Consider the following 26323-nt stretch of genomic DNA (forward strand, 5'->3'; position numbering starts at 1 on the left):
GTTGATAATAACGTTTTTGCACATATCTATAACGCAGGCTCGTTATTATTTTTTCTTCTCTTCAGGCTCAACAGGATGTCAATGAAGCGACTTAAAACTGAACTCAACGCGCTGGTCAATCGTGGGGTAGACAGGCATTTGCGTCTTGCCGTAACCGGGTTGAGCCGCAGCGGCAAAACGGCGTTTATCACGGCGATGGTTAACCAGTTGCTTAATGTCCACGCGGGCGCGCGCTTACCGTTGCTCAGCGCGGTACGTGAAGAACGCCTGCTTGGCGTAAAGCGTGTGCCTCAACGTGATTTTGGTATTCCCCGTTTTACCTACGACGAGGGGATACTTCAGCTTTATGGCAATCCTCCCGCCTGGCCCACACCGACGCGCGGCGTCAGTGAGATTCGGCTGGCGTTGCGCTATCGCTCAAACGACTCGCTGCTGCGCCATTTTAAAGATACCTCGACATTGTATCTGGAGATTGTGGACTATCCAGGGGAATGGTTACTCGATCTGCCCATGCTGGCTCAGGATTATTTAAGCTGGTCCCGTCAGATGAACGGCTTGTTACAAGGGCAACGCGCTGAGTGGGCCGCAAAATGGCGGCAACTTTGCGACGGGCTCGATCCGCTGGCGCCCGCCGATGAAAACCGGCTGGCGGAGATTGCCGCCGCCTGGACGGATTATTTGCATCAGTGTAAATCGCAGGGATTGCACTTTATTCAGCCTGGACGGTTTGTTTTGCCGGGCGATATGGCGGGCGCGCCAGCGTTGCAGTTTTTCCCGTGGCCGGATGTGGACGCCTTCGGCGAGTCAAAACTGGCGCAGGCGGATAAACAGACCAACGCTGGAATGCTGCGCGAACGCTTTAACTACTATTGCGAAAAAGTGGTCAAGGGGTTCTACAAAAATCATTTTCTACGCTTTGATCGCCAGATTGTGCTGGTCGACTGTCTGCAACCGCTTAATAGCGGGCCGCAGGCGTTTAATGATATGCGTCTCGCTTTAACGCAGCTGATGCAAAGTTTTCACTATGGCCAGCGGACTCTGTTTCGCCGCTTGTTTTCGCCGGTGATTGATAAATTGCTGTTCGCCGCGACGAAAGCCGACCATGTCACCCTCGACCAACATGCCAATATGGTGGCCTTGCTCCAGCAGCTTATTCAGGATGCCTGGCAAAATGCCGCGTTTGAAGGCATTAGTATGGATTGCCTGGGGCTGGCGTCGGTACAGGCGACCACCAGCGGCGTGATTGAGGTCAACGGCGAAAAAATCCCGGCTTTACGTGGAAACCGTTTGAGTGACGGCGCGCCGTTAACCGTGTACCCCGGCGAAGTGCCTTCGCGTTTGCCGGGGCAAGCGTTTTGGGATAGTCAGGGTTTTCAGTTCGAAGCTTTTCGTCCGCAGGTGATGGATGTTGATAAACCGTTACCGCATATTCGTCTGGACGCTGCGCTGGAGTTTTTAATAGGAGATAAGCTGCGATGAGCGAACCGTTAAAACCGCGTATTGATTTTGCAGAACCGCTAAAGGAGGAACCTACGTCGGCCTTCAAAGCGCAGCAAACTTTCAGCGAAGCGGAGTCGCGTACATTTGCGCCTGCGGCTATCGATGAGCGCCCGGAAGACGAAGGCGTGGCAGAAGCGGCGGTCGATGCCGCGCTGCGCCCCAAACGCAGTCTGTGGCGTAAAATGGTGATGGGAGGGCTGGCGCTGTTTGGCGCGAGCGTGGTCGGGCAAGGCGTACAGTGGACAATGAATGCCTGGCAAACTCAGGACTGGGTCGCTTTAGGCGGCTGTGCCGCAGGCGCGCTGATCGTTGGCGCTGGCGTGGGATCGGTGGTCACGGAGTGGCGGCGATTATGGCGCTTGCGTCAACGGGCGCATGAACGCGATGAAGCGCGTGAACTGTTACATAGCCATAGCGTCGGGAAAGGTCGCGCATTTTGCGAAAAACTGGCGCAGCAGGCGGGGATTGATCAATCACATCCGGCATTACAACGTTGGTATGCCGCTATTCACGAAACGCAAAACGACAGGGAAATCGTCGGTTTGTATGCGCATCTGGTACAGCCGGTACTTGACGCGCAGGCGCGACGTGAGATTAGCCGTTTCGCCGCGGAATCGACTCTGATGATCGCCGTCAGCCCGTTAGCGTTGGTGGATATGGCGTTTATTGCCTGGCGTAATTTACGCCTGATTAACCGTATCGCAACGCTGTATGGCATTGAACTTGGTTATTACAGCCGACTTCGTCTGTTCCGTCTGGTGTTGCTGAATATCGCGTTCGCGGGAGCCAGTGAGCTGGTGCGTGAAGTCGGTATGGACTGGATGTCTCAGGATCTGGCCGCACGTCTGTCCACGCGCGCGGCGCAGGGGATTGGCGCAGGTCTCCTTACCGCTCGACTGGGAATAAAAGCGATGGAGCTATGTCGACCATTGCCGTGGATCGATAACGATAAACCACGTCTCGGTGATTTTCGTCGTCAGCTTATCGGTCAGCTAAAAGAGACGCTGCAAAAGAGTAAGTCGTCGCCTGAGAAATGACCTTTCACATGGCGCTGACGGCCTGGCTTTACGCCGCAGCGCCCGTTTTTCCGTCATGCTGTCAATATTTGTTGACAGAATCCTTCCTGCCAGCCGAATAGTGTCTTATCATCTATTTAATGGTTCATTATTCAGGTGAAGGTTCCCATGCGTCTGGAAGTCTTTTGTGAAGACCGACTTGGTCTGACCCGCGAATTACTTGATTTACTGGTGTTACGTAGCATTGATTTACGCGGAATCGAGATTGATCCCATTGGGCGAATTTATCTTAATTTTGCTGAGCTGGAATTCACCGACTTCAGCAGCCTGATGGCCGAAATCCGCCGTATTTCCGGCGTAACGGATGTCCGTACCGTTCCCTGGATGCCGTCTGAACGTGAACATCTGGCCCTGAGCGCGCTGCTTGAGGCGTTGCCGGAGCCGGTGCTCTCATTGGATATGAAGAGTAAAGTGGAGATGGCGAACCCGGCGAGTTGTCAGCTTTTTGCCCAGAGCCAGGAGCGAATGCGGCACCATACCGCCGCACAATTAATCAACGGCTTCAATTTTCAGCGCTGGCTGGACGGTAACCCGCAAAGCTCCCATAACGAACATGTCGTGATCAACGGGCAAAACTTCCTGATGGAGATTACGCCGGTACATTTACAAAACGAAAATGACGAATACGTGTTGACCGGGGCGGTCGTGATGTTGCGTTCCACGATTCGTATGGGGCAGCAGCTACAGAATTTGTCCACGCAGGATCTGAGCGCGTTTAGTCAGATTATTGCCGTGAGCGCAAAGATGAAGCACGTCGTTGAGCAGGCGCGCAAACTGGCGATGCTCAGCGCGCCGCTGCTGATTACCGGCGATACGGGAACCGGCAAAGATCTTTTCGCCTATGCCTGTCATCAGGCAAGCCCTCGTTCAGCGAAGCCGTATCTGGCGCTCAACTGCGCTTCAATCCCGGAAGATGCGGTAGAAAGCGAACTATTTGGCCATGCGCCGGAAGGTAAAAAAGGCTTTTTTGAACAGGCGAATGGCGGTTCGGTGCTGCTGGATGAAATTGGAGAAATGTCGCCGCGTATGCAGGCGAAGCTGCTACGTTTTCTCAACGATGGTACGTTCCGTCGCGTCGGCGAAGATCACGAAATTCATGTTGATGTCCGCGTTATCTGCGCCACGCAGAAAAATCTGGTGGAGCTGGTGCAAAAAGGACTGTTCCGCGAAGATCTCTATTATCGACTTAACGTTCTGACGCTTAATTTGCCACCGTTGCGCGATTGTCCGCAGGATATTATGCCGTTGACCGAACTGTTCGTGGCGCGTTTTGCCGACGAACAGGGCGTTCCGCGACCGAAACTGTCTGCCGATCTGAGTACGGTCCTCACTCGTTACGGCTGGCCGGGTAACGTTCGCCAGCTTAAAAATGCGATTTACCGGGCGCTGACGCAACTGGAAGGGTATGAGCTGCGTCCGCAGGATATCCTGCTGCCTGACTACGATGCCGCGACGGTGGCAGTCGGCGAGGATGCGATGGAAGGCTCGCTGGATGACATTACCAGTCGTTTTGAACGTTCTGTCCTGACCCAGCTTTATCGTAGCTATCCGAGTACGCGTAAACTGGCGAAACGGTTGGGGGTATCGCATACCGCGATTGCCAATAAGCTGCGTGAATATGGTCTGAGCCAGAAGAAGGGTGAAGAGTAGAAAAAAAGAAGGCCTCCGGATAGAGGCCTTCTTGTGACAAAAGAGCACCGCCTGTAGCACTGACAAACGTAGCGCCAGCAGGCGCCGGCTTATGCCTTCAGGACATTAAGCGCGGCGTCGTAATCCGGCTCGTGGGTGATTTCATCCACCAACTGGCTGAAAATAACGTTGTCGTTTTCGTCAAGCACGATGACTGCGCGCGCCGCCAAACCTTTCAGCGGGCCGTCAACGATTTCGACGCCGTAGTTTTTCAGAAACTCGTTATTACGCAGAGTGGAAAGCGTAATAACGTTGCTCAGGCCTTCCGCGCCGCAAAAACGCGACTGTGCAAAAGGCAGGTCAGCAGAAACGCACAATACGACGGTATTCTCCACTTCTGTGGCCAGTTGATTAAACTTACGAACTGATGCGGCGCATACGCCAGTATCAATGCTTGGGAAAATATTCAGCACTTTGCGTTTGCCTGCATATTGGCTGAGGGAAACGTCAGACAAATCTTTTGCGACAAGAGTAAAAGCCTGTGCTTTGCTACCAGCCTGCGGAATAACGTTGGCAACGGTGACCGGGTTACCCTGGAAATGTACAGTCTGTGACATAATTATGTTCCTATTTACTTATAGTTAACGTCGAAATCCAGTTTAAGTCATTATTCATTAACACGGCAAATACTATTTGTAGCAAGCCGCGTCCGGCGCTATCAGAGGGGAAGAGATGAGATCTGTTAAGGTATATGAGGAAACCTGGCCGTTACATACGCCTTTTGTTATTGCGCGTGGTAGCCGAAGCGAAGCGCATGTTGTCGTTGTCGAACTGGAAGAAGAGGGCGTAAAAGGCATCGGGGAATGTACGCCATATCCACGTTATGGTGAAAGTGATGCCTCGGTCATAGCGCAAATCATGAGTATTGTGCCTCAGTTGGAAAACGGGCTGACTCGCGAAGCATTGCAGAAACTGTTGCCGGCAGGCGCGGCGCGCAACGCGGTGGATAGCGCCTTATGGGATTTGCAGGCCCGCCAGCGGCAGCAAAGCCTTGCCGGGCTGCTCGGCGTGACGCTGGCCCCGGTTTTTACTACCGCGCAAACGGTAGTGATAGGCACGCCGGAACAGATGGCTGCCAGTGCGGCGGCACTATGGGAAAAAGGGGCGACGTTGCTGAAAATTAAACTCGATGCTCGTCTGATTAGCGAACGTATGGTGGCGATCCGCTCGGCGGTGCCGGAGGCGACGCTCATTGTGGACGCCAATGAATCGTGGCGTCCGGAGGGGCTGGCGGCGCGTTGCCAGTTACTGGCGGATCTGAATGTCGCGATGCTGGAGCAACCGCTGCCCGCGCAGGATGACGCCGCCCTGGAAAATTTTATTCATCCGTTGCCCATCTGTGCAGATGAGAGCTGCCATACTCGCAGTAGTCTGAAAGCCCTGACGGGGCGCTACGATATGATCAACATTAAGCTGGATAAAACCGGCGGTCTGACCGAAGCGCTGGCGCTGGCAACGGAGGCGAGGGAGCAAGGATTCGGCCTGATGCTGGGCTGTATGCTCTGTACATCAAGAGCGATTAGCGCCGCGCTGCCGCTTATGCCGCAGGTGAGCTTCGCCGATCTTGATGGCCCAACATGGCTGGCGGTTGATGTTGAGCCCGCGCTACGCTTTACGACGGGTCAACTCCATCTTTAGGATGCCAGCGGAGCAGATTCGACATCGCCAGCAAGTATTTTTCGCTGGCTTCATCGGCGGAAACAGGGGGAAACTCGGCGGTAATGCAGTGCAGGTTGAGGTCGGCGCACCAGCTGCCAAACGAACCGGGCGTTTCGTAACCTACGCTGGTCACCAGCGGCAACGCAAACGCATCGGCCAGCCACTCGCCTAGCTCGCTGCGACGTGGATCTTCAATGCAGGCTAGCGGATCGTGAAAAGAGACGACCCAGGCGGGTTGGAGTCGATGAATTAACTGGCAAAGCGCCTGGGTTTCCGGTTCTGAGCCGGGATGGTCGCCGGTTAGCAGCACGACATCACGCTCTTGCGCGCGGCTATTCCAGCGATAAACTGTCTCACCCGCTTTCCAGTTGGCGGCGGGAAAGTTACGGTTTAGATCAATGCCATTCGCATTTGCCCTTAACCCCAGTTGACAGCCATCAGGATTAACGGCAAGTACGACATGATGACGGCGAAGGGACGGATTTAAGGTGCGTAACGCACAGGAGAGCGTCACCACGGATGAGGTTTCATCTCCGTGGGTGCCAGCCAGTATCAGACCGCTTTCGCGATTGGCGGCAGGCGCCGGAAACCAGATTAGCGGCGCGCCTAGTAGCGAACGTCCATAATGTTCAGTGCCTGGCGGAAATGCGCCGCGCTCGGCACGGGGGCGGGTGACAGTCATACGCGTTTCCCGAAGCTGAGACCAGTAGGGTAATCATCGTAGTGTTGTGTAAAACCCGCCGATTATCAAATGGTTTCTATTTACCCTCTTGTATGGCGCGATATCAACTTTCTGGCGGAAGATAATTGCATTTCTTTCTGCTGAAACAAATAATTACGTTGTCATTTAACTCATCTTTGAGGAACTTCTATGAGGCATTCTGTTTCAGTAACCTGTTGTGCGCTGTTGGTTAGCAGCTTTTCCCTGGCATATGCTGCGGATGTTCCCGGCGGAACGGTACTGGCAGAAAAACAAGAACTGGTGCGTCATATCAAAGATGAGCCCGCTTCGTTAGATCCAGCGAAAGCCGTTGGGCTGCCTGAAATTCAGGTGATCCGCGATCTGTTTGAAGGGCTGGTTAACCAGAACGAAAAGGGTGAAATTATCCCTGGCGTCGCCAGCCAGTGGAAGAGCAATGATAATCGTATCTGGACGTTTACGTTGCGGGATGATGCGCAATGGGCCGATGGAACGCCGGTGACCGCCCAGGATTTTGTCTATAGCTGGCAACGCCTCGTTGATCCCAAAACGCTTTCCCCCTTCGCCTGGTTTGCCGCGCTGGCTGGCATCACTAATGCGCAAGCCATTATCGACGGTAAAGTCACGCCGGATCAGCTTGGCGTTAGTGCCGTGGACGCGCACACTTTGCGTGTTCAGCTTGACAAGCCGTTGCCCTGGTTTGCCAGTCTGACCGCCAGTTTTGCCTTTTATCCGGTCCAAAAAGCGAATGTTGAAAGCGGCAAAGACTGGATGAAGCCGGGAAAACTGATTGGCAATGGCGCGTATGTGCTTAAAGAGCGCGTGGTAAATGAAAAACTGGTGGTCGTGCCTAATACGCATTACTGGGATAACGCGAAAACGGTACTGCAAAAAGTGACATTTTTACCCATTAACCAGGAATCGGCTGCGACGAAACGTTATCTTGCCGGTGATATTGATATCACCGAATCTTTCCCTAAAAATATGTACCAGAAATTATTAAAGGATATTCCAGGGCAAGTTTATACGCCGCCGCAATTAGGGACTTATTATTATGCGTTTAACACGCAGAAAGGGCCGACGGCGGATTCCCGCGTTCGTCTGGCGCTAAGTATGACCATTGATCGCCGTTTGATGGCGGAAAAAGTCTTAGGTACCGGTGAAAAACCGGCCTGGCATTTTACACCGGATGTCACGGCAGGATTTAAGCCCGATCCTTCACCGTTTGAACAAATGAGTCAGGAAGAACTTAACGCCCAGGCGAAAACATTGCTGCGTGCAGCAGGCTACGGATCGCAGAAGCCGCTTAAATTAACTCTGCTTTACAATACCTCAGAAAACCATCAGAAAATCGCGATTGCGGTGGCGTCAATGTGGAAGAAAAATCTGGGGGTGGATGTGAAATTGCAAAACCAGGAGTGGAAAACGTATATCGACAGCCGGAATACCGGTAATTTTGATGTTATTCGCGCCTCCTGGGTGGGTGATTACAACGAACCGTCGACTTTCTTATCCTTATTAACGTCCACGCATACAGGGAATATTTCACGCTTTAGTAATCCGACTTATGACAAAATCCTGACGCAAGCGACGATGGAAAATACCGCCGAAGCGCGTAACGCGGATTACAATGCAGCGGAGAAAATTTTAACGGAACAAGCGCCTATAGCGCCTATTTATCAGTATACCAATGGCCGGTTAATTAAACCGTGGGTAAAGGGATACCCCATTACTAACCCGGAAGATGTGGCCTATAGCCGTACAATGTATATCGTGAAGCACTGATGCGTACTGGTTACCTTTTGATGAAAGGTAACCACTGCCAAACTCAGAACTGGCGCGGCTTGCAGCGCCAGTTTCTTCTTCTGACCATCTCCTGCTAAAGTTGAAACTGTACTTTCCTGACAGTATTACTGGCGTATTCAAGGAAAAACGGTTGCACTAAATTACGGATAGTACCATCCATTTCCCCTAAAATGGCGGTAGCTTAGAGCAGAGATACCGTTATTTATTCGGCAGGTTGTCGTACACATCCAGTGCGCGTGCTGTGTAGGTGAGGGCTGCCCCAGTGTTCATTTTTATAGCCACGGACAATGCTTCAGAAATCTCTTCCCGGGTTGCGCCATGTTTCACGGCCGCATCGACGTGCACTGCCAGACAACCATCGCAACGGGTAGTAACCGCCACGGCCAGCGCAATCAATTCCTGTGTTTTGGGATCCAGATGCCCATTTTCTAAAGTCCCCTTGTCCATTTGCTGAAAGCCTTTCATGAACTCCGGCTGCAATGTGGCAAATTTACCAATGGCAGCCAGCAGGCCACTACGATACTCATTCCAGTTTGAAAGCATATCTGTTCCTGTTTTATATTAGAGGATTGTGTATTCAGATCACATAATAAATGCGAATATCTGGTGCCTGGTTCAGAAAAGGCTTCAATTCTTCCACAACGTCTTTTGTAAATAATTCACTGGTAAGATACGCCTGCGCTTGAGCAGTAGTTTCAAAGCCATGTAAAACTTGCACGTCTTCATCCCGAATAAGCAATTCTTTTGAGGTCGCTCCGGCAATGGTATTTAAAAATGGCGCTTTATATTTTTGATAAACATTTGCTGCGGCAGGGCGGTTGTGGTTGCTGATATTCAGGGTGATTTGTAAGTAAGCCATAGTATTCTCCTTCAAAAGGGACCGAGATAAGCAAAGTATTCACAGTCATTGACGAATGACAGTAGGGGAATTATCAACATGACCGTCTGATCTAACAAATCACATATTCTTGTGTGGCGGAGAAGATTTTCTATGTTGTGTATTGTCCTGACGAGGACTTAATTCATCTGGGTGAGTCTGGAATATGGAGGCCTCATTAGAATATTTGTTTTGAATAAAGCCCCCTGTATAGGCAATATTAGCGGTGGAGAGGTAGGTTTTTAGTATTGATTGATAACATGGTTTGCCACTTTGCCAGTGTTAAACTCGCCAGTTTTCCCAAAGCCAGATAAAAAGGATGTCCGGCATTCTCAATGAACACCCCGAGGAAACGGGATGACCATGGGAACAGATGCCATGCCAGTAACTGTTCACATTCGCTGTGTCGACGCTGCTCTGCAAGCCAGGCCGCCATCAGTAATAAAGAACCAAAGTGATCTTCTGGCTCATTTTGCTGCATCTCGAACTGAATACTGTTCTCCCGCATCCACTGGCGCAGCGCCAGTGTGGATTCACCAAATAAAACGTTCTCACGATCCAGCCAGACGGAGCCCCATGGCGGTGACGGTAAGGCATAAGGCCCGATAAATAAACGCTGAAAGGACTCAGTAAGAGAGTCATCGCCGCCATCTTTAAACATTCTTGCCAGTTGAGGCAACTCCTCCGACGGCAGCGGCCATTGTGTTTGCCATTCATCAGATGTGAATGCTGAAACCAGCGGAGAGGCTTCAGCACTCTCTGGCGCAAAGTAAAAGAGGGCGCCCAGTACGCGTGCCGTCATGGAAAAATTGTCACATTGTGTGAAATCAGTCATAAAACCATTCCGTAAAGTGCGGGTTCCCCCGCACTAATTTGTTAACCTGCCACTGCCATACCGACAGTCATATGTAGCCCATAAAACAGGCCGCGGCCTAAAATTTCGCCGCCAAGCACCAGGATAAGACCCAGTAGTAACCCAACAATATGTGGCTCTTTGCGACGTACCAATGGGCAGATCCAGCAGCCCAGGCCGATGACAAGAAGTGCCACACGGCAGACCTGCAATACAGCATAATCCGGTATCAGACTGCTGGCCTGCTGTACTGAGCTATGAATGCTGGCCAGAGCCATACCCTGTAACGCGATGACAGCAATACAGACCAATAGAGCAAGTAAGCTGATGCTGGAAAATATCGTGCTGTTAAAGGGGACTCTGGATGCCTGGAACAGGAGTGCGGCAAACAGTGGGCCGCCGAGGAATGCAGTCAGAAAAAAGGCGAGAGTCGTATAGCCAGTATACCAGGTGGGGACGGTTTCAATCTGATAAACGCGGGTCATCGCCAGGATGAAGATGATACCGAGCACCATACTGATCAGCAGCCAGAGTTTACCAAGCGTTTCTGGCATTTTCCCCAGAACGGCCACCAGCCACCAGAAACCGCCGACAGCGAAAAAGATCGACCCTGCGGCAATTTCATTACTTAATCCGGACGCGCCGACGCGGTTGAGCGAGTTGAACGCCCGCATGGGTGAACCCAGATGCATGATTGACGCCAGAAAGCCCAGCCCCATCACCACCCAAAGAAAAAACATACCGCGTACAATACGCTGCCTGGCGGGCGGATCGTTTTTTTCCGCCAGCCAACCAAGTCCGCTGACAACCAGCGCACCCGCGACACACTGTCCCAGTACCGTAAACAGTACCAGCGGCCATTCATGCCATCCATTTCCCATTTTACACCTCCTTCGGATTGGCCAGATAGCCAGTGGTATCGCCACACGGACGTGCATTGGCATTGGGTTTAATCACTATGCTCGGTTTGGTGAAGTGCGCACCCGGCAATGGCGCTACCGCCGCCAGATCGCCATGTTTTTTGCGCAGCTCGTCGATAGGACCAAAGTCCAGCGCTCGCAGCGGACAGGATTCGACGCAGATAGGTTTTTTGCCTTCCGCCACCCGGTCGTAACAGCCGTCGCACTTGGTCATATGACCTTTGGCCGCGTTGTACTGTGGCGCGCCATATGGACAGGCCATATGGCAATAGCGACAGCCAATACAGACCTCCTCATTCACCACGACAAAACCATCTTCCCTTTTGTGCATTGCTCCGCTCGGACAGACTTTGGTACATGCCGGGTCGGCACAATGGTTGCACGAAATGGAGAGATAATAGGCAAAGACATTCTGATGCCAGACGCCGTTATTCTCCTGCCAGTCACCACCCGCATACTCATAAATGCGGCGGAAGCTGACATCCGGGGTCAAATCTTTGTAGTCTTTGCAGGCCAGTTCGCAGGTTTTACAACCGGTGCAACGGCTGGAATCAATAAAAAATCCATACTGGGTTGTCATCGGTTACTCCTTATACCTTTTCGACCTGAACGAGATTACTGTGCGAAGGATTAGCTTTTGCCAGCGGTGAAGTGCGATGTGTTGTCAGAATGTTAATTGAGCCACCGTGGTCGACTTTGTCACCAAACATATCGGCATTCAGCCACATTCCCTCGCCCATAGCAGTAACGCCAGGCATGATACGAGGTGTGACTTTTGCGGGAATCAACGTCTGGCCATACTGATTAAATACCCGAACGGTGTCTCCGTTTTTGATTCCGCGATCCCGGGCATCAATAGGGTTTATCCAAATCTCCTGTCGGCAGGCCTGTTTCAGAACATCAATATTGCCGTAGCTGGAATGCACGCGGCCTTTAAAGTGGAACCCGGTCATTTGCAATGGATACTCGCGACGGGCTGGATCTTCCCAGCCATTAAAGCCTGGAGTGTAAATGGGTAAAGGATCGATGACTTCATCAGGCTTCAGTTCCCATGTTTTTGCGATATTGGCCAGTCGTTCAGAATAGATTTCTATTTTTCCCGATGGTGTTTTAAGGGGATTGGAGATAGGGTCTTTGCGAAAATCCTTATATGCGACAACATGCTCATCCGGACATTTAAGTTTATAAATACCTGCAGTTTTCATCTCTTCATAATCCGGCATATCGGGATGACGTTCTTTCGTTTTGGCGCAAAGATATTGAACCCATTCATGTTGTGTACGGCCTTCGGTAAAAGTCTGGTAAACATCAGGTCCAAGGCGTTTTGCTATTTCACTCATTGTCCAGTAAATAGGCTTGCGTTCAAATTTTGGCGATGTTGATGGTTGTCCCAGAATAACATATGCCATATTCCCGGCCTCTTCATGCGGGATAAGATCTTCCTGCTCAGTAGGCATCAGGTCAGGGAGTAAAATATCGCTATATTTTGCTGAGGCAGTCATGAAATGGTCAATGCAGACAATCATTTCGCACTTATTTTCATCCTGCAAAATATCATGTGTGCGACTAATATTGCTGTTCTGATTTATCAGCGTGTTGCTGGCGTAGCACCACATGAATTTTATTGGCACATCCAGTTTGTCTTTACCTCGTACGCCATCACGAGTAGAGATCATTTCAGTTCCGCGCTCAATAGCTTCGGTCCAGGTAAAGGAGGATATTTCAGTTTTAACAGGATTTTTTAGAGGGGAAAACATTTCAACACCGAGATCAAAGGTGCCTTCTCGATCGCCAGAGTTGCCGCCAGAAATACCGACATTGCCGGTCAAAATGGCGAGCATTGCAATGGCTCTTGACGTTTGTTCTCCGTTTGATTGACGCTGTGGCCCCCATCCCTGGCAAATATAGGCTGGTTTCGCCTGGCCAATCTCACGCGCCAGCTTAATAATTTTGTCTGTCGGAATACCTGTGATTTGAGCTGCCCACTCAGGTGTTTTTGCTATACCATCCGGACCGTCGCCGAGTATATAAGCTTTATAATGACCATTTTTTGGTGCGCTTGCTGGTAACGTAACCTCGTCATAGCCTACACAATATTTATCAAGGAAAGGTTTATCGACCATATCTTCGGTGATGAGAACCCAGGCAAGTGCTGCAGCTAAGGCGGCGTCCGTTCCAGGACGAATGGGTAACCATTCATCTTCTCGTCCGGCTGCGGTATCGTTGTAGCGAGGATCGATAACGATCATCCGCGCATTGGAGCGTTCGCGCGCTTGTTCAACATAATAGGTAACACCACCGCCGCTCATACGTGTTTCGGCTGGATTGTTTCCGAACATTACAACCAATTTAGTATTAGCGATATCATCCGGGCTGTTTCCGCTTCTGCCACCATAGAGATAATTCATGCCCGCTGTGATTTGTGCAGTACTATAGGTACCGTAACGACCTAAAAAGCCACCGCAGGAATTCATCAGGCGGAAGGGCATTGATGATTTAGTAATATTTCCGCCAGCGACACCTGTGGCGTAAATAACATGTACTGCTTCATTGCCATAGTTTGCAATAATTCGTTTCAGATTATCCGCGATAGTATCCAGTGCTTCATCCCAGGATATCCGCTCAAATTTACCTTCACCACGCTTACCAACGCGTTTCATGGGATATTTCAATCGATCAGGATGATTCATACGACGACGAATGGAGCGTCCACGAAGGCAGGCCCGGACCTGATGGTTTCCGTACTCATCGTTGCCTGTGGTATCAGATTCTACCCAATAAACAGAATCATCTTTTACATGCAATCGAAGCAGGCAGCGACTTCCACAGTTTACTGTGCAGGAACTCCAGACGGCCTTATCTTCGACGATAGCGGTTTTGTTCGCGGCTTGACTTGTGAAACTGAATGGTAATGATAATCCTCCCACTGCGGCCATTAGTCCTGTTGTTGCCCCAGCCTGAATTAGCTTTCTCCGGGAGACAGGAACTTCGATTAACCGTTCTTCCTCGCAACGATCCATTACGTTCACCTGTTATTATGACATTGTTTAAAAAGCATACAAAAATAGCCAGTGTTAAAATATGAATATTCATTTTTGTGTAATAATGAATGATATTAATTAACATTAGGCTGGCTTTTATATAATATATATGAGTTAAGGGCGAAGAAAGTTTGAGCTATTTACCTGACGGGTAAAATTCAAATTTTTCTCTATTCGGAAACGAACCCTTTACTTCATTGTGGGTATTATCGAAGTGGATAATGGCACGGGCAAGGGAGATAAACTTTAGTTGCAGTAAAGATTTTCTATCTTAATTGTATGAAAAATAGCCTTTGATGGCTTTAGTCACTAAAATTAAAAGGATGACCTCCTGAAATTCAGGAGGTTGGGCTATTTTTAATCAAAATATCATTAATTAACCAGTCATGAAAAACTTTTACTTCAGGACGCATCACTGCTTTTTGTGGTGTAACAATGTAATAGGACCATGTTAGCGGCCAGCGTATATTTGGATGAAGTTGTATCAGTTGTCCTGTGGCAATTAACTGTTCAACCAGCGCACGGCGGACAATTGCCACACCCTGGCCGCTAAGCGTAGCCATAATAACCGCTGAGGTAGAGTTAATATGCAATCCTGTATAACGCGTAGCTGGAGCTTGCGTTGCGGCTAAGACTTCTTCCCATGAAGGAAAATTTGCACCAGGGTGCAGGGTATCATCATGGATGAGTTTTTGTTCTGCCAGCCATTCGCCGCACGTAATTTTCTCAGGCGGTACAATGCGTGGGCTGCATACCAGAACAGCCTCCTCATCCATTAACCATGTCTTATTTACCCCCGACCAGTCTCCTTTGCCACAACGAACACCAATATCTGCCTCTCCGTGAGCCACATCCATGAGTTTTTCCGTCACATTCAGGCGTAGCTCGATATTTTGATGCGTTTCGGAAAAACGATTTAATTTTTCCATTAACCAGTTCATCACCAGAACTTGTGAGGCCGTGAGAATGACGACGGATCGAGCCTGACGACCGCGCAGTTTATTAAGTCCTGACTCAAGGCTATCGAGCCCTTGAGTGATCTCTTTTAGCGCATCCTGAGCCTCAGTCACGAGCGTGAGCCTTTCTTTACCAGAACGTGTACGGTGTAAAAGGGGGTGGCCTACCCAGTCTTCAAGTGCCCGAACCAGTTGTCCTACGGCTGCCGGGGTGACGCCTAGCTCTTTGGCTGCACCTGTGAAGCTACCATGACGCGCAGTTGCTTCAAAAGCGTGCAGCCATTTCAAGCGATTAAGCGAACGCATTTTATTCTCCATCTCATACAATGGAACTAGTATACGTGATCGAGATAGATTTTCTTCCTCAATTTTCAATGTAAATACTCATGCGGAACCGGATAAACGTTGTTTTGCTTATCTTGAATAAGATAATAAGCTGATGATTTATTTCTTTGTTTATGATGATTTTTTCTGGCATCAGTGATGCCGATACAAAAATCTCTTTAGCGTGTTTTTTTTGCTCCGTCAAGGAATTTATTCTATTTGATGTTGAAATATTTTTTCATTGGTGTTCATTCATTAACAGTGACAGTATATTTAATGTAATAATTTTATATTTTAGGCGATATTATGGAATGGACTTCACTGAATATAGCGCACCATATCACCGCTCCGAATCCGTTAGCCATACGGAAAGAATTTATACCTGCAGCTCATTGTTTTCCTGAGCATAAGCATAAATGGCATCAGGTCGTTTATGCAACAGCAGGTGATTTAATGGTTAAAACAATTGAACAATCATTTTTGATTTCGCCGAAATTACAGGCTGTCTGGTTGCCTGCGGGAACTCAACATCAGGTCGGCTCATCACAAGGGGCTTATTTTAATAGCTTATGGATAGCTAACGATGCTCATAATCAATTTGACATGTCGGAACCTACCATTTTTGATGTTTCCCCATTCCTTAAGGCGCTTATCTTAGAAATATCAGACAGAAGAATAAATGATGAAGTTTATATAGAGAAACTAATACAGTTAATTTTATACCATCTGGGAAATGTTCGTAGCGCTCAATTTATTTTACCCTGGCCTCAAAATCGATCATTGGTAAAAATATGTGAATCATTATGCGAAAACCCGTCGGATACACGATCACAGGAAGAATGGTGCCATGAACTGGGAATGTCGGGGCGTACATTATCAAGACGTTTTACTATCGAAACAGGAATGAGTTTACGTTCCTGGAAAAAACGCCTGCGATTAATGAAAGCTATTGAGTTACTCGACTGTGGTAAAGGAGTAACAGAAATAGCTATAGACTTAGGATATAGCTCGAGTTCTGCATTTGTTTATGCATTTCATCTTACTATGGGACATGCTCCTCTGGATTATATGAAGAGAAGGTATTAGTTTTATTTTATAAATGTGACTTACCTCACTCACTGAATAAGTATGTTAATTTTTATATTTTTCGCTGTAACATAAATGGCGGCTACTCTACATCATTTGTCTTTTTTTAGAAATGACAAACTAGCTATCAGGCGTATAGAATTTTTCGGTACCAAATAATATATAAATGAAAGAACTTAGTAATAACAAAAGTCAGGGCGATAAATTCGGCCAGATGAAAAAATTTATCTAAAGGAGTTTTTAGAGTGAAGATTACGAAGATAGAAACACTTGAAATTGATCTGTCCGGGCAAAATGGACTTGATTTGTGGCGACCAATTTACGTGCGAATACATACCGATGAAGGAATCTCTGGTATGGGGGAAGCGAGCCTTGCTTATGGTACGGCATCAGAGGCTATTGCTCCGATGATTCGTATACTTGCTGAACGTTTTCTTCTGGGACAGGACCCTAATGATACTGAAACGCTATGGGAAATCATGCGACAGCGTTCATTTTGGGCCTTAGGGGGAGGCCCCGTGATATTTGGGGCTATGAGCGCTTTGGATGCAGCACTTTGGGATATAAAAGGCAGAGCCGCAGGCTTATCGGTTCATCGCCTGCTGGGAGCAAAAACACCAGCACCTTTGCGTTGCTATGCGAGCCAGCTTCATTTTGGTTGGACCGATGAATCATTGATGCTTAACGATCCTGCTGAATTTCGAGAAACAGCACAAATTGCGCGAGCTGAAGGCTATGATTGCGTGAAGCTTTGTCCTGTTTATGTTGATGCTAATGGGGAACGTATTCGTAAACGGGGAGTGTTTACTCCAGCCGAACGCAAACTGGCGCGTTCTCGTATGGAGGCGGTCCGTGAAGGAATTGGTGAGGAGTGTGACATCATTATCGAATGGAATTCACTTACTTCAACCTCCGGAGCGTTACAGCTAGCCGATTACTTTTCTGATTTAAATATTTTGTTCATGGAAGAACCTACCCACTACAATAGTCCAGAGGCGCAAATAAAAGTCTCCAGGGAGTCATCCATTCCTGTTGCAACAGGGGAGCGATTATATACCCGATGGGGATTCCTGCCGTATCTACAACAAGGTGCCATCGACATGATTCAACCTGATATTGGCCTGGTTGGTGGTATCACAGAAGGTATGAAGATTGCTCATTTGGCACATGCCTTTGACGTCGGGGTTCAGGCGCATAATTGTGGTTCGCCACTTGCTATCGCGATGGCATTACAATTTGAAGCAGCTATTCCAAATTTTGAGATCCATGAGCACCACTCTTTTAATCTTAAATCTTGTAACCGGGAGTTGTTTGAAGAAGATTTACAGCCAGTAAATGGAAAAATTGCTGTTCCTGTAACACCCGGTTTTGGTATGACACTTAGAAAAGATGCTGAAAAACGGATGAATATAGTAACTATCTGTGAAAAATAATTATTGGTGAAATGAATTCTACTAACTAAATAGTATGGGGGAAATAGATCTGACAGCAGAATCTTTTCTTCCCATATGATCTAAGTAATAAGATCTAATATAAAGCTTTGCCTACTGAACATCTGTCATGGAGTTTATCAATAAATGAAACAAGAAATGGCATTAGACAATGTTAAGGAAAATGTTGGAAAAAATAAAATCCCATTTACTTCTTATGATGTCGGTTGGGTAATAATGTGTATCGGCATGGCAATTGGCTCCGGAATTGTATTTATGCCATTGCAAATGAGTGTTAAAGGTTTTTGGGCAACTGCGATTGCATTACTTATTACATATCCTATAGTTTATCTATTAACAAAATTGTATATTACCTCTCTTTCAGAAACGAAACAGACAGATTATGCGGGGACTATAACGCAATATTTAGGGAGAAACTGGGGGGCTTTTTTGAGCTTCCTCTATTTTTTTACAATATTGAAGGGGATGCTGGGTTATGCTGCTACTATAACTAATGATACTTCCAGTTATTTGCAGCGTTTTGGTGTTACTCAACATTCACTATCCGATACGTTATGGTTTCCTCTGGTATTGTTGGTAGCAATGGTTCTGGTTGCCTCCCGTGGGGAACGTTTGCTCTTTAAAATTTCCGGGCCATTTATTGTATTTAAACTCATGATTATAATTGTGTTAGGTGCATTGATGGTCCCTTATTGGAACATGAATAATGTCAGCATGGCAAGCCCTGACAGTTTAATTGATTTAATGAGAGATGTTTTGGTTTCTCTCCCTTTTGCATTATTTTCGATTGTATTTATTCAGGTTCTTAATCCAATGAATATTGCATTCAGGAAAATTGAATCAGACCCTAAAGTCGCAACATTTCGCGCTCTTAGGGCAAGTCGGATAGCATATATTATCCTTGTTGTGTCTGTTCTGTTTTTTGCGTTTTCATTTATGTTTTCAACCACCCCGGAACAAGCAAAGATGGGGATTTCTCAAAATACATCAGCGCTGGCGCTGATGGCAAAGATTATCCCTGAAAACACTGGCGGATTTATACCAGTACTTTCGGTTTTACTAAGCATTTCTGCTATTTTAACTTCTTTTTTTGGTATTTATCTCGGTTTTTACGATGCATTGTCAGGAATTATTATTAATATTGCAGACCGCTTCATTGTACGTGGTAAGAAATTTAATAATTTTCTCCCTTATTTGGTTACACTTACTGCGATCGTGCTTCTTTGGGGATGGGTTGTTGCCGATGTGTCTACAATGGCATTACTCCAATGGACTGTGGGAACCTTTGGATTAGTTTCTTGCCTTATTCCGTGCTATCTGATCTGGCGAGTGCCATCTTTACAAAAATATAAATCCCCTGCGGTAATTTTCGTATCACTAATGGGCTTTATGCTGGTGGTATCGCCATTATTTAAGATCCTTGAAAAATAAAGGTTTTACAAGTCATTAAACGGTATAACATCTAAGAGAGAATCTGGCTCTTAGATGTTGCTAATTGCGAGATAGATTTTCTTTAGCGGCCAGCAAAATCTTCTGATTCGTCAGTCCTCGTCGTTGAAGCCATCATTAGTTCACATAAAAGCAGTAATCAATTATTTAAGAGGTTAACGATGAGCGCATTATTTACAGGTAAAAAATTGTTAGTAGTAGGTGGTACCAGCGGTATGGGTTTCGAAACAGCGAAACGGGTATTGAAAAATGGTGGTAGCGTGGTGCTGATTGGCAATCGCCAGGACAAAGCAGAGCAAGCCCGTCAGGCTCTGGCGACAGAAGGTCAGGTTGCCATTATTGTTGCCGATTTGATGACAGAAGAAGGAATGAAACATGTGCTGGATACCATCAATGCGGAGCATAAAGACGTTAGCTTGCTGGTGAATGCGGCTGGCGTGTTCTTCCCAAAACCGTTTACCGAGCACGAACCTTCCGATTACGACATGTATATGAGCATTAACCGTGCCACTTTCTTCATTACCCGTGATGTTGTGCGCAATATGGTTAAGGCAGGTATTAAGGGATCTATCGTCAATATTGGCTCTATGTGGGCACGGCAAGCTATAGGCGCTACACCGTCTTCAGCTTACTCCATGGCAAAAGCGGGTCTTCATGCATTGACTAAAAATCTGGCGATTGAGTTGGGCAGTAACGGGATTCGTGTGAACGCAGTTTCTCCTGCGGTCGTACATACACCGATTTACGAAGGTTTTATCCCTAAAGACGATGTGAAGGATGTAATGAACAGCTTTGATAGCTTCCATCCGATTGGTCGTGTGGGGACACCGGTTGATATAGCTGAAACGGTAGCATTCCTGCTGTCTGACAAGACAGGCTGGGTTAGTGGCGCGATTTGGGATATCGACGGTGGTGTGATGGCTGGTCGTAACGCCTGATAACAAGGCCGCACGCGGACAACCGTGTGTGGTTATTAGGGAGCAGATTCAATCCTGTTCACATTATGTCATTGATGCGGATGAACCAGAAGTGTTGGGCGGAGGAAGCATGATAAATTTATTCACATGTTGCCAATCATACGCAGAAAATAACACTAACAAGATTAAGTACGTTATTCGTGTCTGTGGAAATATCCATTAGTTTGAGGAGAGCCATTACTGGGTTATTAATGCCTCACTAAATAGATGGTTTGTGACACAAAACATAACATTGAGGGCGATTTAATTCCGAGCTGGGGCAAAGACGCACTTTACAAGCTAAAAGCAGGAAAGGAACGTTATCAAATTGTACTCGCCATGAATCAGGATAATTTAACTAATGACATTGGAACACACGCTGCCAGTAGCTGCGCAGAATAATAATATCATTCGCTTATCTTTAGCTCAGGCGCTTGCCGGGGCTAACTCTGTAGTCTTCTACGCTACCGGTGCCATTGTTGGTAATGCCATAGCTCCCAGTGGTGCTCTGTCCACACTCCCCATCACTATATTTGTCTTGGGCATGGCCGCCTGCATTCTTCCTTTTGGCGCACTGGCGAAAAAAAAGGGACGTAAAGCCGCATTTATGGTCGGGACGGGGGCCGGAGTGATTACTGGCTTGATTGCTGCCCTTGCGGTTTTTATTAGTTCATTTTTGCTATTTTGCCTTGCCGCTTTCCTGGGAGGGGCTTACGCTGCAGTGGCACTTAGTTTTCGCTTTGCTGCAACGGATGGAGTGACATCCGAAAGGCGAGCGCGTGCATTATCCCTGGTAATGGGGGGCGGTGTGGTAGCTGGTGTCATTGGACCAATGCTGGTGACGGGAACAATGAATCTTCTGCCACCACACACATTTGTTATTACCTTTATAGCTCAGGCTCTGGTAGCAACCATTTCAGCTTTCATTCTTAAGGGCGTAATTCCTGCCGAGCCAGCCGTGGCAGCCAAATCAGGAGGGCGTTCTCTGAAGGAAATTGTTCGGCAGCCGGGTTTCCTGAAGACCGTGTTTAGCGGCGCGGTTGCGTATATGGTGATGAATTTCCTGATGACCGCAGCTCCCCTTTCAATGCATATGCATGGAATTTCTCAACAAGCCTCCAATCTGGGTATTCAATGGCACGTTATTGCTATGTATGGGCCTGGATTCTTCACCGGTAGGTTAATTAACCGTTTCGGCGCGCTGCGGATTTCCGCAACTGGATTGCTTATTACGGCAGGTTCTGTTCTTGCCGGGCTCAGCGGAACAGATATCTTCCACTACTGGCTCTCTTTGATATTACTGGGAGTTGGCTGGAATTTTGGCTTTACCGGCGCTTCAGCGAAGATCATTGATTATCATCGCCCCGAAGAGAAGACTCAGGTGCAGTCCCTGAATGATTTTGTGGTATTTGGCGTAATGATTGTCGGGTCGTTTTCATCCGGTGCGTTGCTGAATCTTTATGGCTGGAATGCCGTATTATGGGGGTCACTTATCCCTGTTGGCATTGCATTTCTGTGTATCTTAAAAAGGAGTCACAAGACAGTTGTCGTAAAGCATGAGTAATATTTACCTCAGTGTCAGGAAGGTAACCGGTGTAAGTTATGGCAAAATAAGAGGAACGACACCCGCAATCGCAATTCGAGCTGTGGCTTTTTAGTGTTTATCTCTGGGGTGATGAGAACAAGAGAGCACTTTAGTATCATTCTTTCCTTTATTCTTGAGGGCGCATTCAGTTTTGGGCCGGAACCGGAAGCTATTCGTGACGCTATCTCTATGGATTAAAGCGTTTTGTTAAAAGCATCGTTAGATCACAAAACGGAAAACTATTTTCCCTACGGTAAAAATGTCGGCATCAGTTTTTGCAGATAAGAAAAAAGCATTATCAGACATGGTGTTACAGCAGGAGCACATAACCAGGCACTGATGCGTACTGGTTTCTTGTTAACTCAAGGTAGCCAAGCCCGCCGCCTGATGCTGGCAGAAGGCATGGGGATTAAGCGAGCGCCTGATGCCGCCGTTCTCATTGGTGTGTTTTCAGCCAGGCGGCAATATCCTGTGTCGGCAGATGATGTTGTGCATTCCAGGTGTCACTCATCGGCCACCACATACCGTCACCACGCGCGAAGGCGACGCGATAGCGCAGCATTGGGTCATGCGGATGTAAACGGAGTTGCTCCTGTAAGTCAGGTAGCGTCAATACGCCTCGGGTAAAGGTTTGCTGCGTCACGCGTTCGACCGTTTCCGCCAGTTTTGCATAAGAGGTCGTTTCCCCCGCGACAAAGACGACTTCGTTAGTGATACGCGGCTGATGCAGATAAATTTCAGTGGTCAGGCGACCAATATCCGCAGGCGACGTGACGGTGACCTGCCTTTCCCATCCGCCGAGGGCATTGATGGTTTTTTTGGCTAAGTTGACCACACCAAAGGCTGGTTCGAAGAGAAAAGAGGTAAATATACCAGTTGAAACAATCACCCACTCTGTGACGTTTTGCTCGCGCAAAAGCGTCCTGACGTCATACTGTTCGTCCCACACCGGCTGGCCGCTGCCTTTGCCGACCACATCGTAATTCACGCCAAACTGCCAGGGGAAATAGCGCTTAACGTCCGCCTCCAGTACCGCGCGGGTGATTTTTATCTGGGTACCCGCACCGGCGACAAACCCCATACAATTGATGATCGTATCAAAACCGTGGAATTGATCTTTTAACGCTGCAACCGAACTGTCTGCGATGTCGACCGGGATAAACCGCGCACCGGCATCCGCCAGTTGTTGATGAATGCTGGAACGTCGTTTGCTCTGTTTATCCCTGGATCGCCCTGACACAATAACGCTAACGGAACCATTACGCTGTGTGACCGCCGGAACCAACGACGCCAGCACTGACGCCCCCAGTTGTCCCGCGCCCAGCACCAATACTTTTTCACCTACCTGATTATTGGATTGTTTCATTTGCCCCTCTCTGTGTTGGTTCACCTGTAGATAGAGATTACGTCAGGGATCTGCGTTCGATAAGACGCCGAAGACGGGTTAGACTGTTCTGATAAATGGGATAATTGGGGGGGGGAAATGGACAAGCTGGAAGCGATGCAGGTCTATGTTTGCGTAGTGGATACCCATAGTTTTATCAGAGCCGCCGAAGTGCTGGGCGTGCCGCGCTCAACGGTATCGCGAGTGGTTAAAGAACTGGAATCCTGGCTTAAGATTCAGCTTTTGCAACGTACAACCCGCAAACTTAGCGTGACCGCAGAGGGGCGGCGTTACTACGAAGAGTGCAAAAGAGTGCTGGCAGATATCGCGGCCATGGAGTCGTCATTTCCCGGCCGGGCGGCACAACCCAAAGGGCGTTTTAAAGTGGGGATGCCGCAATCTCTCGCCCGGCATTGCATTATTCCTACGCTCCCGGCCTTTTTGCGCCAGTATCCGGAGCTGGAGCTGATACTTTGTTCCAGCGATAGCGTGGAGGATATTATCCTTCAAGGGTATGACTGCGTGATTCGGGCCGGCAGGATCGATGATTCCACCACGCTGGTTGCCCGTCCGCTCGCCAGTTTTAACTGGGTGATAGCAGCATCGCCCACTTACATTGAGCGTTACGGTAGCCCTGAAAATTTAGATGATCTGCAAAAACACCATGCGGTCGGCTACCTGAACCACCGCACCGGGCGTACCACCGACTGGTTTTTTACGCGTGAGGGGGAGGATTACGCGATGCGGATGCAGGAGACGCTGGTTGTCGATGATACGGACGCTTATATTCAGGCCGGAATACAGGGGCTGGGGTTAATTCGCGTCGCCAGCTATCTGGTTGCGCCGTATCTGCACAGCGGGGCGCTGGTGACCTGCATGGACAACCCTTCTTATGATTTGCCGCTTGCGCTGGTCTATCCGCAAAACAGGTTTCTGCCGCCTGCGGTACGCGCTTTTTATGACTGGTGCAAAACGGCGCTGAGCCAGTCGGAGCCTCTTCGCTAAAAAATATTATTCCGGATATCGCATTGCCTGTTCAGAAAACTTTTCCACAGACGTTCAAAATGACGGTACTGGTTTTGACGCATAAGAAAAAGGCATTATCAAACAGGGGGCTACACGGCGAGGATATAGCAAGCACTGAACGTTTGGATGCAATAAAAAATCTGTACAACTGTTATTAATGAACTTTTTGTATAAATATAATCGGATTTAACAATACTCATTGTACCTGTCTTTTGCTCTTATCATGGCGTCTTTACGACGAAAGGGTGCTTTAGCGTGGAATATTCAATATTAAGTAACAACCTTAAAATGCCCATGGTGGGTTTTGGTGTTTTTAAGGTAACCGACAAAGAAGAATGTCAGCAGTCAGTGTTAAGCGCTATTCGCAGCGGTTATCGTCTTATCGATACCGCTGCGGTATACGGCAATGAAGATGCCGTTGGTGACGCTGTTCGTGAAGCCATCGCGACAGGTCTGTGTACCCGTGAGGAGTTATTTATTACTTCTAAACTGTGGGTGCAAGATATGGCTAACTACGATCTGGCCAAAGCAGGTATTGAAGCGTCGCTGAAAAAATCCGGGTTAGATTATTTTGATCTCTATTTATTGCATCAGGCAATGGGCGATTATTTTAGCGCGTGGCGCGCGCTGGAAGACGCTTATGAAGCCGGTAAACTAAAAGCCATTGGCGTGTCCAACTTCTATGCGCATGTGTTAGCCAACTTCTGTGAAACCGTCAGAATTACGCCAATGGTAAACCAGGTCGAATTGCATCCATACTTTGCACAACCCGCCGCGCTGGAAACCATGAAGCATTATAACGTTCAGCCTGAAGCGTGGGCGCCGTTAGGCGGCGGGAGACATAAACCGTATGAAAATGTCATGCTTCAAAGGATTGCCGATGCCCATCAAAAAACCATCGCGCAGGTTGTCCTGCGTTGGAACGTGCAGCGTGGCGTCACGGTTATTCCTAAATCCACTCGACAGGAACGCATTGAAGAGAACTTTGCCATCTGGGATTTCTCACTAACGGATAATGAAATGGCTCAAATCAACGCCCTTGATTTAGGCTACGTTGGCGAAGCGGTGAAGCATTTTAATCCTGAATTTGTTCGCGGTTGTCTTGGCGTTAAAATCCACGATTGATCCCGGCGCTTGCGGATGTTTTCTCGCATGAACAGCTTCTAACACGGTTGCCGGAGCGTAGACGGCAACCGTGTGATATTCGCCTGGCCGTCAGGCGCCGAAGGCACCATCGATGGTGTGCATCGCGCCGGTGACGAAAGAGGCTTCCGGGCCGGCAAGCCATGCCACCATTCCAGCCACTTCTTCAGGTCTTCCGTGTCGTTTGATTGCCATGAAACTGTGCATCAGCTCTTTCATGGGGCCATCTTCCGGATTGATGTCGGTATCAATGGGGCCTGGCTGCACCACATTTATCGTAATCCCGCGGGGGCCAAAATCACGGGCCAGGCCGCGCGCCAGCCCTTGCAGGGCTGATTTACTGGCGGCGTACGCGGCCATTCCCGGTACGGGCATCCGATCGCCATTCACGGAACCGATAATAATAATGCGTCCACCTTCCGGCATGTTGCGGGCTGCTTCGACTGACGCATGGTAAGGCGCATGGATATTAATACGGAACAAACGATCTATCGCATCGCTATCTTGTTCCAGCGCATCGCCGAAGAGAGCCACGCCCGCATTGACGACCAGAATATCCAGCGGTCCGTACTCACGCACGAGGCTGATGACGGCATCCCGATCGGCGCTATCCGTCTGGATGGCGGTGCTTCCGGTTTCCGCTGCCAGTTTTTCGGCGGCTTCGCGCGATCCGGCGTAGCTGAAAACGACCGATGCGCCGTCAGCGCTAAAGCGTCGTACAATAGCCGCGCCGATACCACGACTTCCCCCTAAAACCAGTACAGATTTGTTGCGAAATAGCGTCATCAGGATGTCCTTTATGATATTGTAGTAGCCACTACAATATGCGTAATGAAATCATG

The 26323-nt window shown here is 48.5% G+C and carries 23 protein-coding genes; 12 read left to right on the plus strand and 11 right to left on the minus strand.

What is annotated here, in order from left to right; translation table 11 throughout:
- The first annotated feature begins 81 nt into the window (after positions 1-81).
- The 3 genes from QEN32_RS10490 to tyrR all read left to right on the plus strand — a co-directional run bounded on the left by QEN32_RS10490 (position 82) and on the right by tyrR (position 4226).
- Positions 82-1479 carry a YcjX family protein gene (locus QEN32_RS10490; RefSeq protein ID WP_000825860.1) on the plus strand — a complete coding sequence of 466 codons (1398 nt, stop codon included), beginning with the start codon at positions 82-84 and terminating at the stop codon, positions 1477-1479.
- Positions 1476-2537: a TIGR01620 family protein gene (locus tag QEN32_RS10495; RefSeq protein WP_001294472.1), complete on the plus strand. Its 1062-nt coding sequence runs from the start codon at positions 1476-1478 to the stop codon at positions 2535-2537. The genes QEN32_RS10490 and QEN32_RS10495 overlap by 4 nt, the downstream gene beginning before the upstream one ends.
- Before the next feature lie 147 nt (positions 2538-2684).
- The gene (gene tyrR, locus QEN32_RS10500; RefSeq protein ID WP_001235493.1) at positions 2685-4226 is read left to right on the plus strand and encodes a transcriptional regulator TyrR; all 1542 of its coding nucleotides are present in this window, start codon (positions 2685-2687) and stop codon (positions 4224-4226) included.
- Between the two features lie 89 nt (positions 4227-4315).
- Here the strand turns inward: tyrR and tpx are convergent, their stop codons facing one another.
- Positions 4316-4822 carry a thiol peroxidase gene (gene tpx / locus QEN32_RS10505; protein WP_000084401.1) on the minus strand — a complete coding sequence of 169 codons (507 nt, stop codon included), beginning with the start codon at positions 4820-4822 and terminating at the stop codon, positions 4316-4318.
- Positions 4823-4937: 115 nt separating this feature from the next.
- Here tpx and ycjG point away from each other — a divergent pair, with 115 nt between their 5' ends.
- The gene (ycjG, locus tag QEN32_RS10510; protein WP_265322087.1) at positions 4938-5903 is read left to right on the plus strand and encodes an L-Ala-D/L-Glu epimerase; all 966 of its coding nucleotides are present in this window, start codon (positions 4938-4940) and stop codon (positions 5901-5903) included.
- Here ycjG and mpaA read toward each other — a convergent pair.
- Positions 5878-6606: a murein tripeptide amidase MpaA gene (gene mpaA, locus QEN32_RS10515; protein WP_000219107.1), complete on the minus strand. Its 729-nt coding sequence runs from the start codon at positions 6604-6606 to the stop codon at positions 5878-5880. The genes ycjG and mpaA overlap by 26 nt on opposite strands.
- A gap of 189 nt (positions 6607-6795) precedes the next feature.
- On the opposite strand from mpaA, the gene QEN32_RS10520 reads away from it, so the two are divergent.
- On the plus strand, positions 6796-8409 hold the full coding sequence (locus QEN32_RS10520) for a peptide ABC transporter substrate-binding protein (RefSeq protein ID WP_265322088.1): 1614 nt from the start codon (positions 6796-6798) through the stop codon (positions 8407-8409).
- 219 nt (positions 8410-8628) lie between these two features.
- On the opposite strand, the gene QEN32_RS10525 is transcribed toward QEN32_RS10520, so the two are convergent.
- The 7 genes from QEN32_RS10525 to QEN32_RS10555 form a co-directional block, all read right to left on the minus strand.
- Positions 8629-8973 (minus strand): carboxymuconolactone decarboxylase family protein, encoded by a 345-nt coding sequence (locus tag QEN32_RS10525; protein ID WP_000950636.1) that lies wholly within the window; start codon positions 8971-8973, stop codon positions 8629-8631.
- A 34-nt stretch (positions 8974-9007) separates the two neighbouring features.
- Complete coding sequence (locus tag QEN32_RS10530) at positions 9008-9289, minus strand: hypothetical protein (protein WP_000323820.1); 282 nt, start codon at positions 9287-9289, stop codon at positions 9008-9010.
- Between the two features lie 238 nt (positions 9290-9527).
- Complete coding sequence (gene dmsD / locus QEN32_RS10535) at positions 9528-10142, minus strand: Tat proofreading chaperone DmsD (RefSeq protein WP_000129294.1); 615 nt, start codon at positions 10140-10142, stop codon at positions 9528-9530.
- Positions 10143-10183: 41 nt separating this feature from the next.
- Positions 10184-11041: a dimethyl sulfoxide reductase anchor subunit family protein gene (locus QEN32_RS10540; RefSeq protein WP_023182219.1), complete on the minus strand. Its 858-nt coding sequence runs from the start codon at positions 11039-11041 to the stop codon at positions 10184-10186.
- 1 nt (position 11042) lies between these two features.
- The gene (locus QEN32_RS10545) at positions 11043-11660 is read right to left on the minus strand and encodes a DMSO/selenate family reductase complex B subunit (RefSeq protein WP_023182218.1); all 618 of its coding nucleotides are present in this window, start codon (positions 11658-11660) and stop codon (positions 11043-11045) included.
- A 10-nt stretch (positions 11661-11670) separates the two neighbouring features.
- Complete coding sequence (locus QEN32_RS10550) at positions 11671-14100, minus strand: DMSO/selenate family reductase complex A subunit (protein WP_265322089.1); 2430 nt, start codon at positions 14098-14100, stop codon at positions 11671-11673.
- Between the two features lie 359 nt (positions 14101-14459).
- Positions 14460-15383, minus strand: coding sequence for a LysR substrate-binding domain-containing protein (locus tag QEN32_RS10555; protein WP_001257182.1), 924 nt, complete (start codon positions 15381-15383; stop codon positions 14460-14462).
- A 324-nt stretch (positions 15384-15707) separates the two neighbouring features.
- Between QEN32_RS10555 and QEN32_RS10560 the strand changes: the two genes are divergently transcribed.
- The 5 genes from QEN32_RS10560 to QEN32_RS10580 all read left to right on the plus strand — a co-directional run bounded on the left by QEN32_RS10560 (position 15708) and on the right by QEN32_RS10580 (position 21907).
- Positions 15708-16487: a helix-turn-helix transcriptional regulator gene (locus QEN32_RS10560; RefSeq protein ID WP_001649234.1), complete on the plus strand. Its 780-nt coding sequence runs from the start codon at positions 15708-15710 to the stop codon at positions 16485-16487.
- Positions 16488-16732: 245 nt separating this feature from the next.
- On the plus strand, positions 16733-17920 hold the full coding sequence (locus tag QEN32_RS10565) for a mandelate racemase/muconate lactonizing enzyme family protein (protein ID WP_000704980.1): 1188 nt from the start codon (positions 16733-16735) through the stop codon (positions 17918-17920).
- Between the two features lie 144 nt (positions 17921-18064).
- On the plus strand, positions 18065-19369 hold the full coding sequence (locus tag QEN32_RS10570; RefSeq protein ID WP_052318441.1) for an aromatic amino acid transport family protein: 1305 nt from the start codon (positions 18065-18067) through the stop codon (positions 19367-19369).
- 179 nt (positions 19370-19548) lie between these two features.
- A complete protein-coding gene (locus QEN32_RS10575; RefSeq protein ID WP_001727416.1) occupies positions 19549-20325 on the plus strand; it encodes an SDR family oxidoreductase in 777 nt (258 codons plus the stop codon).
- A 379-nt stretch (positions 20326-20704) separates the two neighbouring features.
- Positions 20705-21907: an MFS transporter gene (locus QEN32_RS10580; RefSeq protein WP_023203171.1), complete on the plus strand. Its 1203-nt coding sequence runs from the start codon at positions 20705-20707 to the stop codon at positions 21905-21907.
- Positions 21908-22364: 457 nt separating this feature from the next.
- On the opposite strand, the gene QEN32_RS10585 is transcribed toward QEN32_RS10580, so the two are convergent.
- Positions 22365-23294, minus strand: coding sequence for an aromatic alcohol reductase (locus tag QEN32_RS10585; RefSeq protein ID WP_265322090.1), 930 nt, complete (start codon positions 23292-23294; stop codon positions 22365-22367).
- Between the two features lie 117 nt (positions 23295-23411).
- Between QEN32_RS10585 and QEN32_RS10590 the strand changes: the two genes are divergently transcribed.
- Both QEN32_RS10590 and QEN32_RS10595 read left to right on the plus strand, forming a co-directional pair.
- Positions 23412-24317 carry a LysR family transcriptional regulator gene (locus QEN32_RS10590; RefSeq protein ID WP_023203169.1) on the plus strand — a complete coding sequence of 302 codons (906 nt, stop codon included), beginning with the start codon at positions 23412-23414 and terminating at the stop codon, positions 24315-24317.
- A 276-nt stretch (positions 24318-24593) separates the two neighbouring features.
- Entirely contained in the window at positions 24594-25463 is an 870-nt protein-coding gene (locus tag QEN32_RS10595; protein WP_000456775.1) for an aldo/keto reductase, read from the plus strand.
- Between the two features lie 90 nt (positions 25464-25553).
- Here the strand turns inward: QEN32_RS10595 and bdcA are convergent, their stop codons facing one another.
- Positions 25554-26267 (minus strand): SDR family oxidoreductase, encoded by a 714-nt coding sequence (gene bdcA, locus QEN32_RS10600; RefSeq protein WP_020839314.1) that lies wholly within the window; start codon positions 26265-26267, stop codon positions 25554-25556.
- Positions 26268-26323 lie beyond the last annotated feature (56 nt).

It is taken from the genome of Salmonella sp. SA14318 (assembly GCF_029866905.1).
GTDB lineage: Bacteria > Pseudomonadota > Gammaproteobacteria > Enterobacterales > Enterobacteriaceae > Salmonella > Salmonella enterica.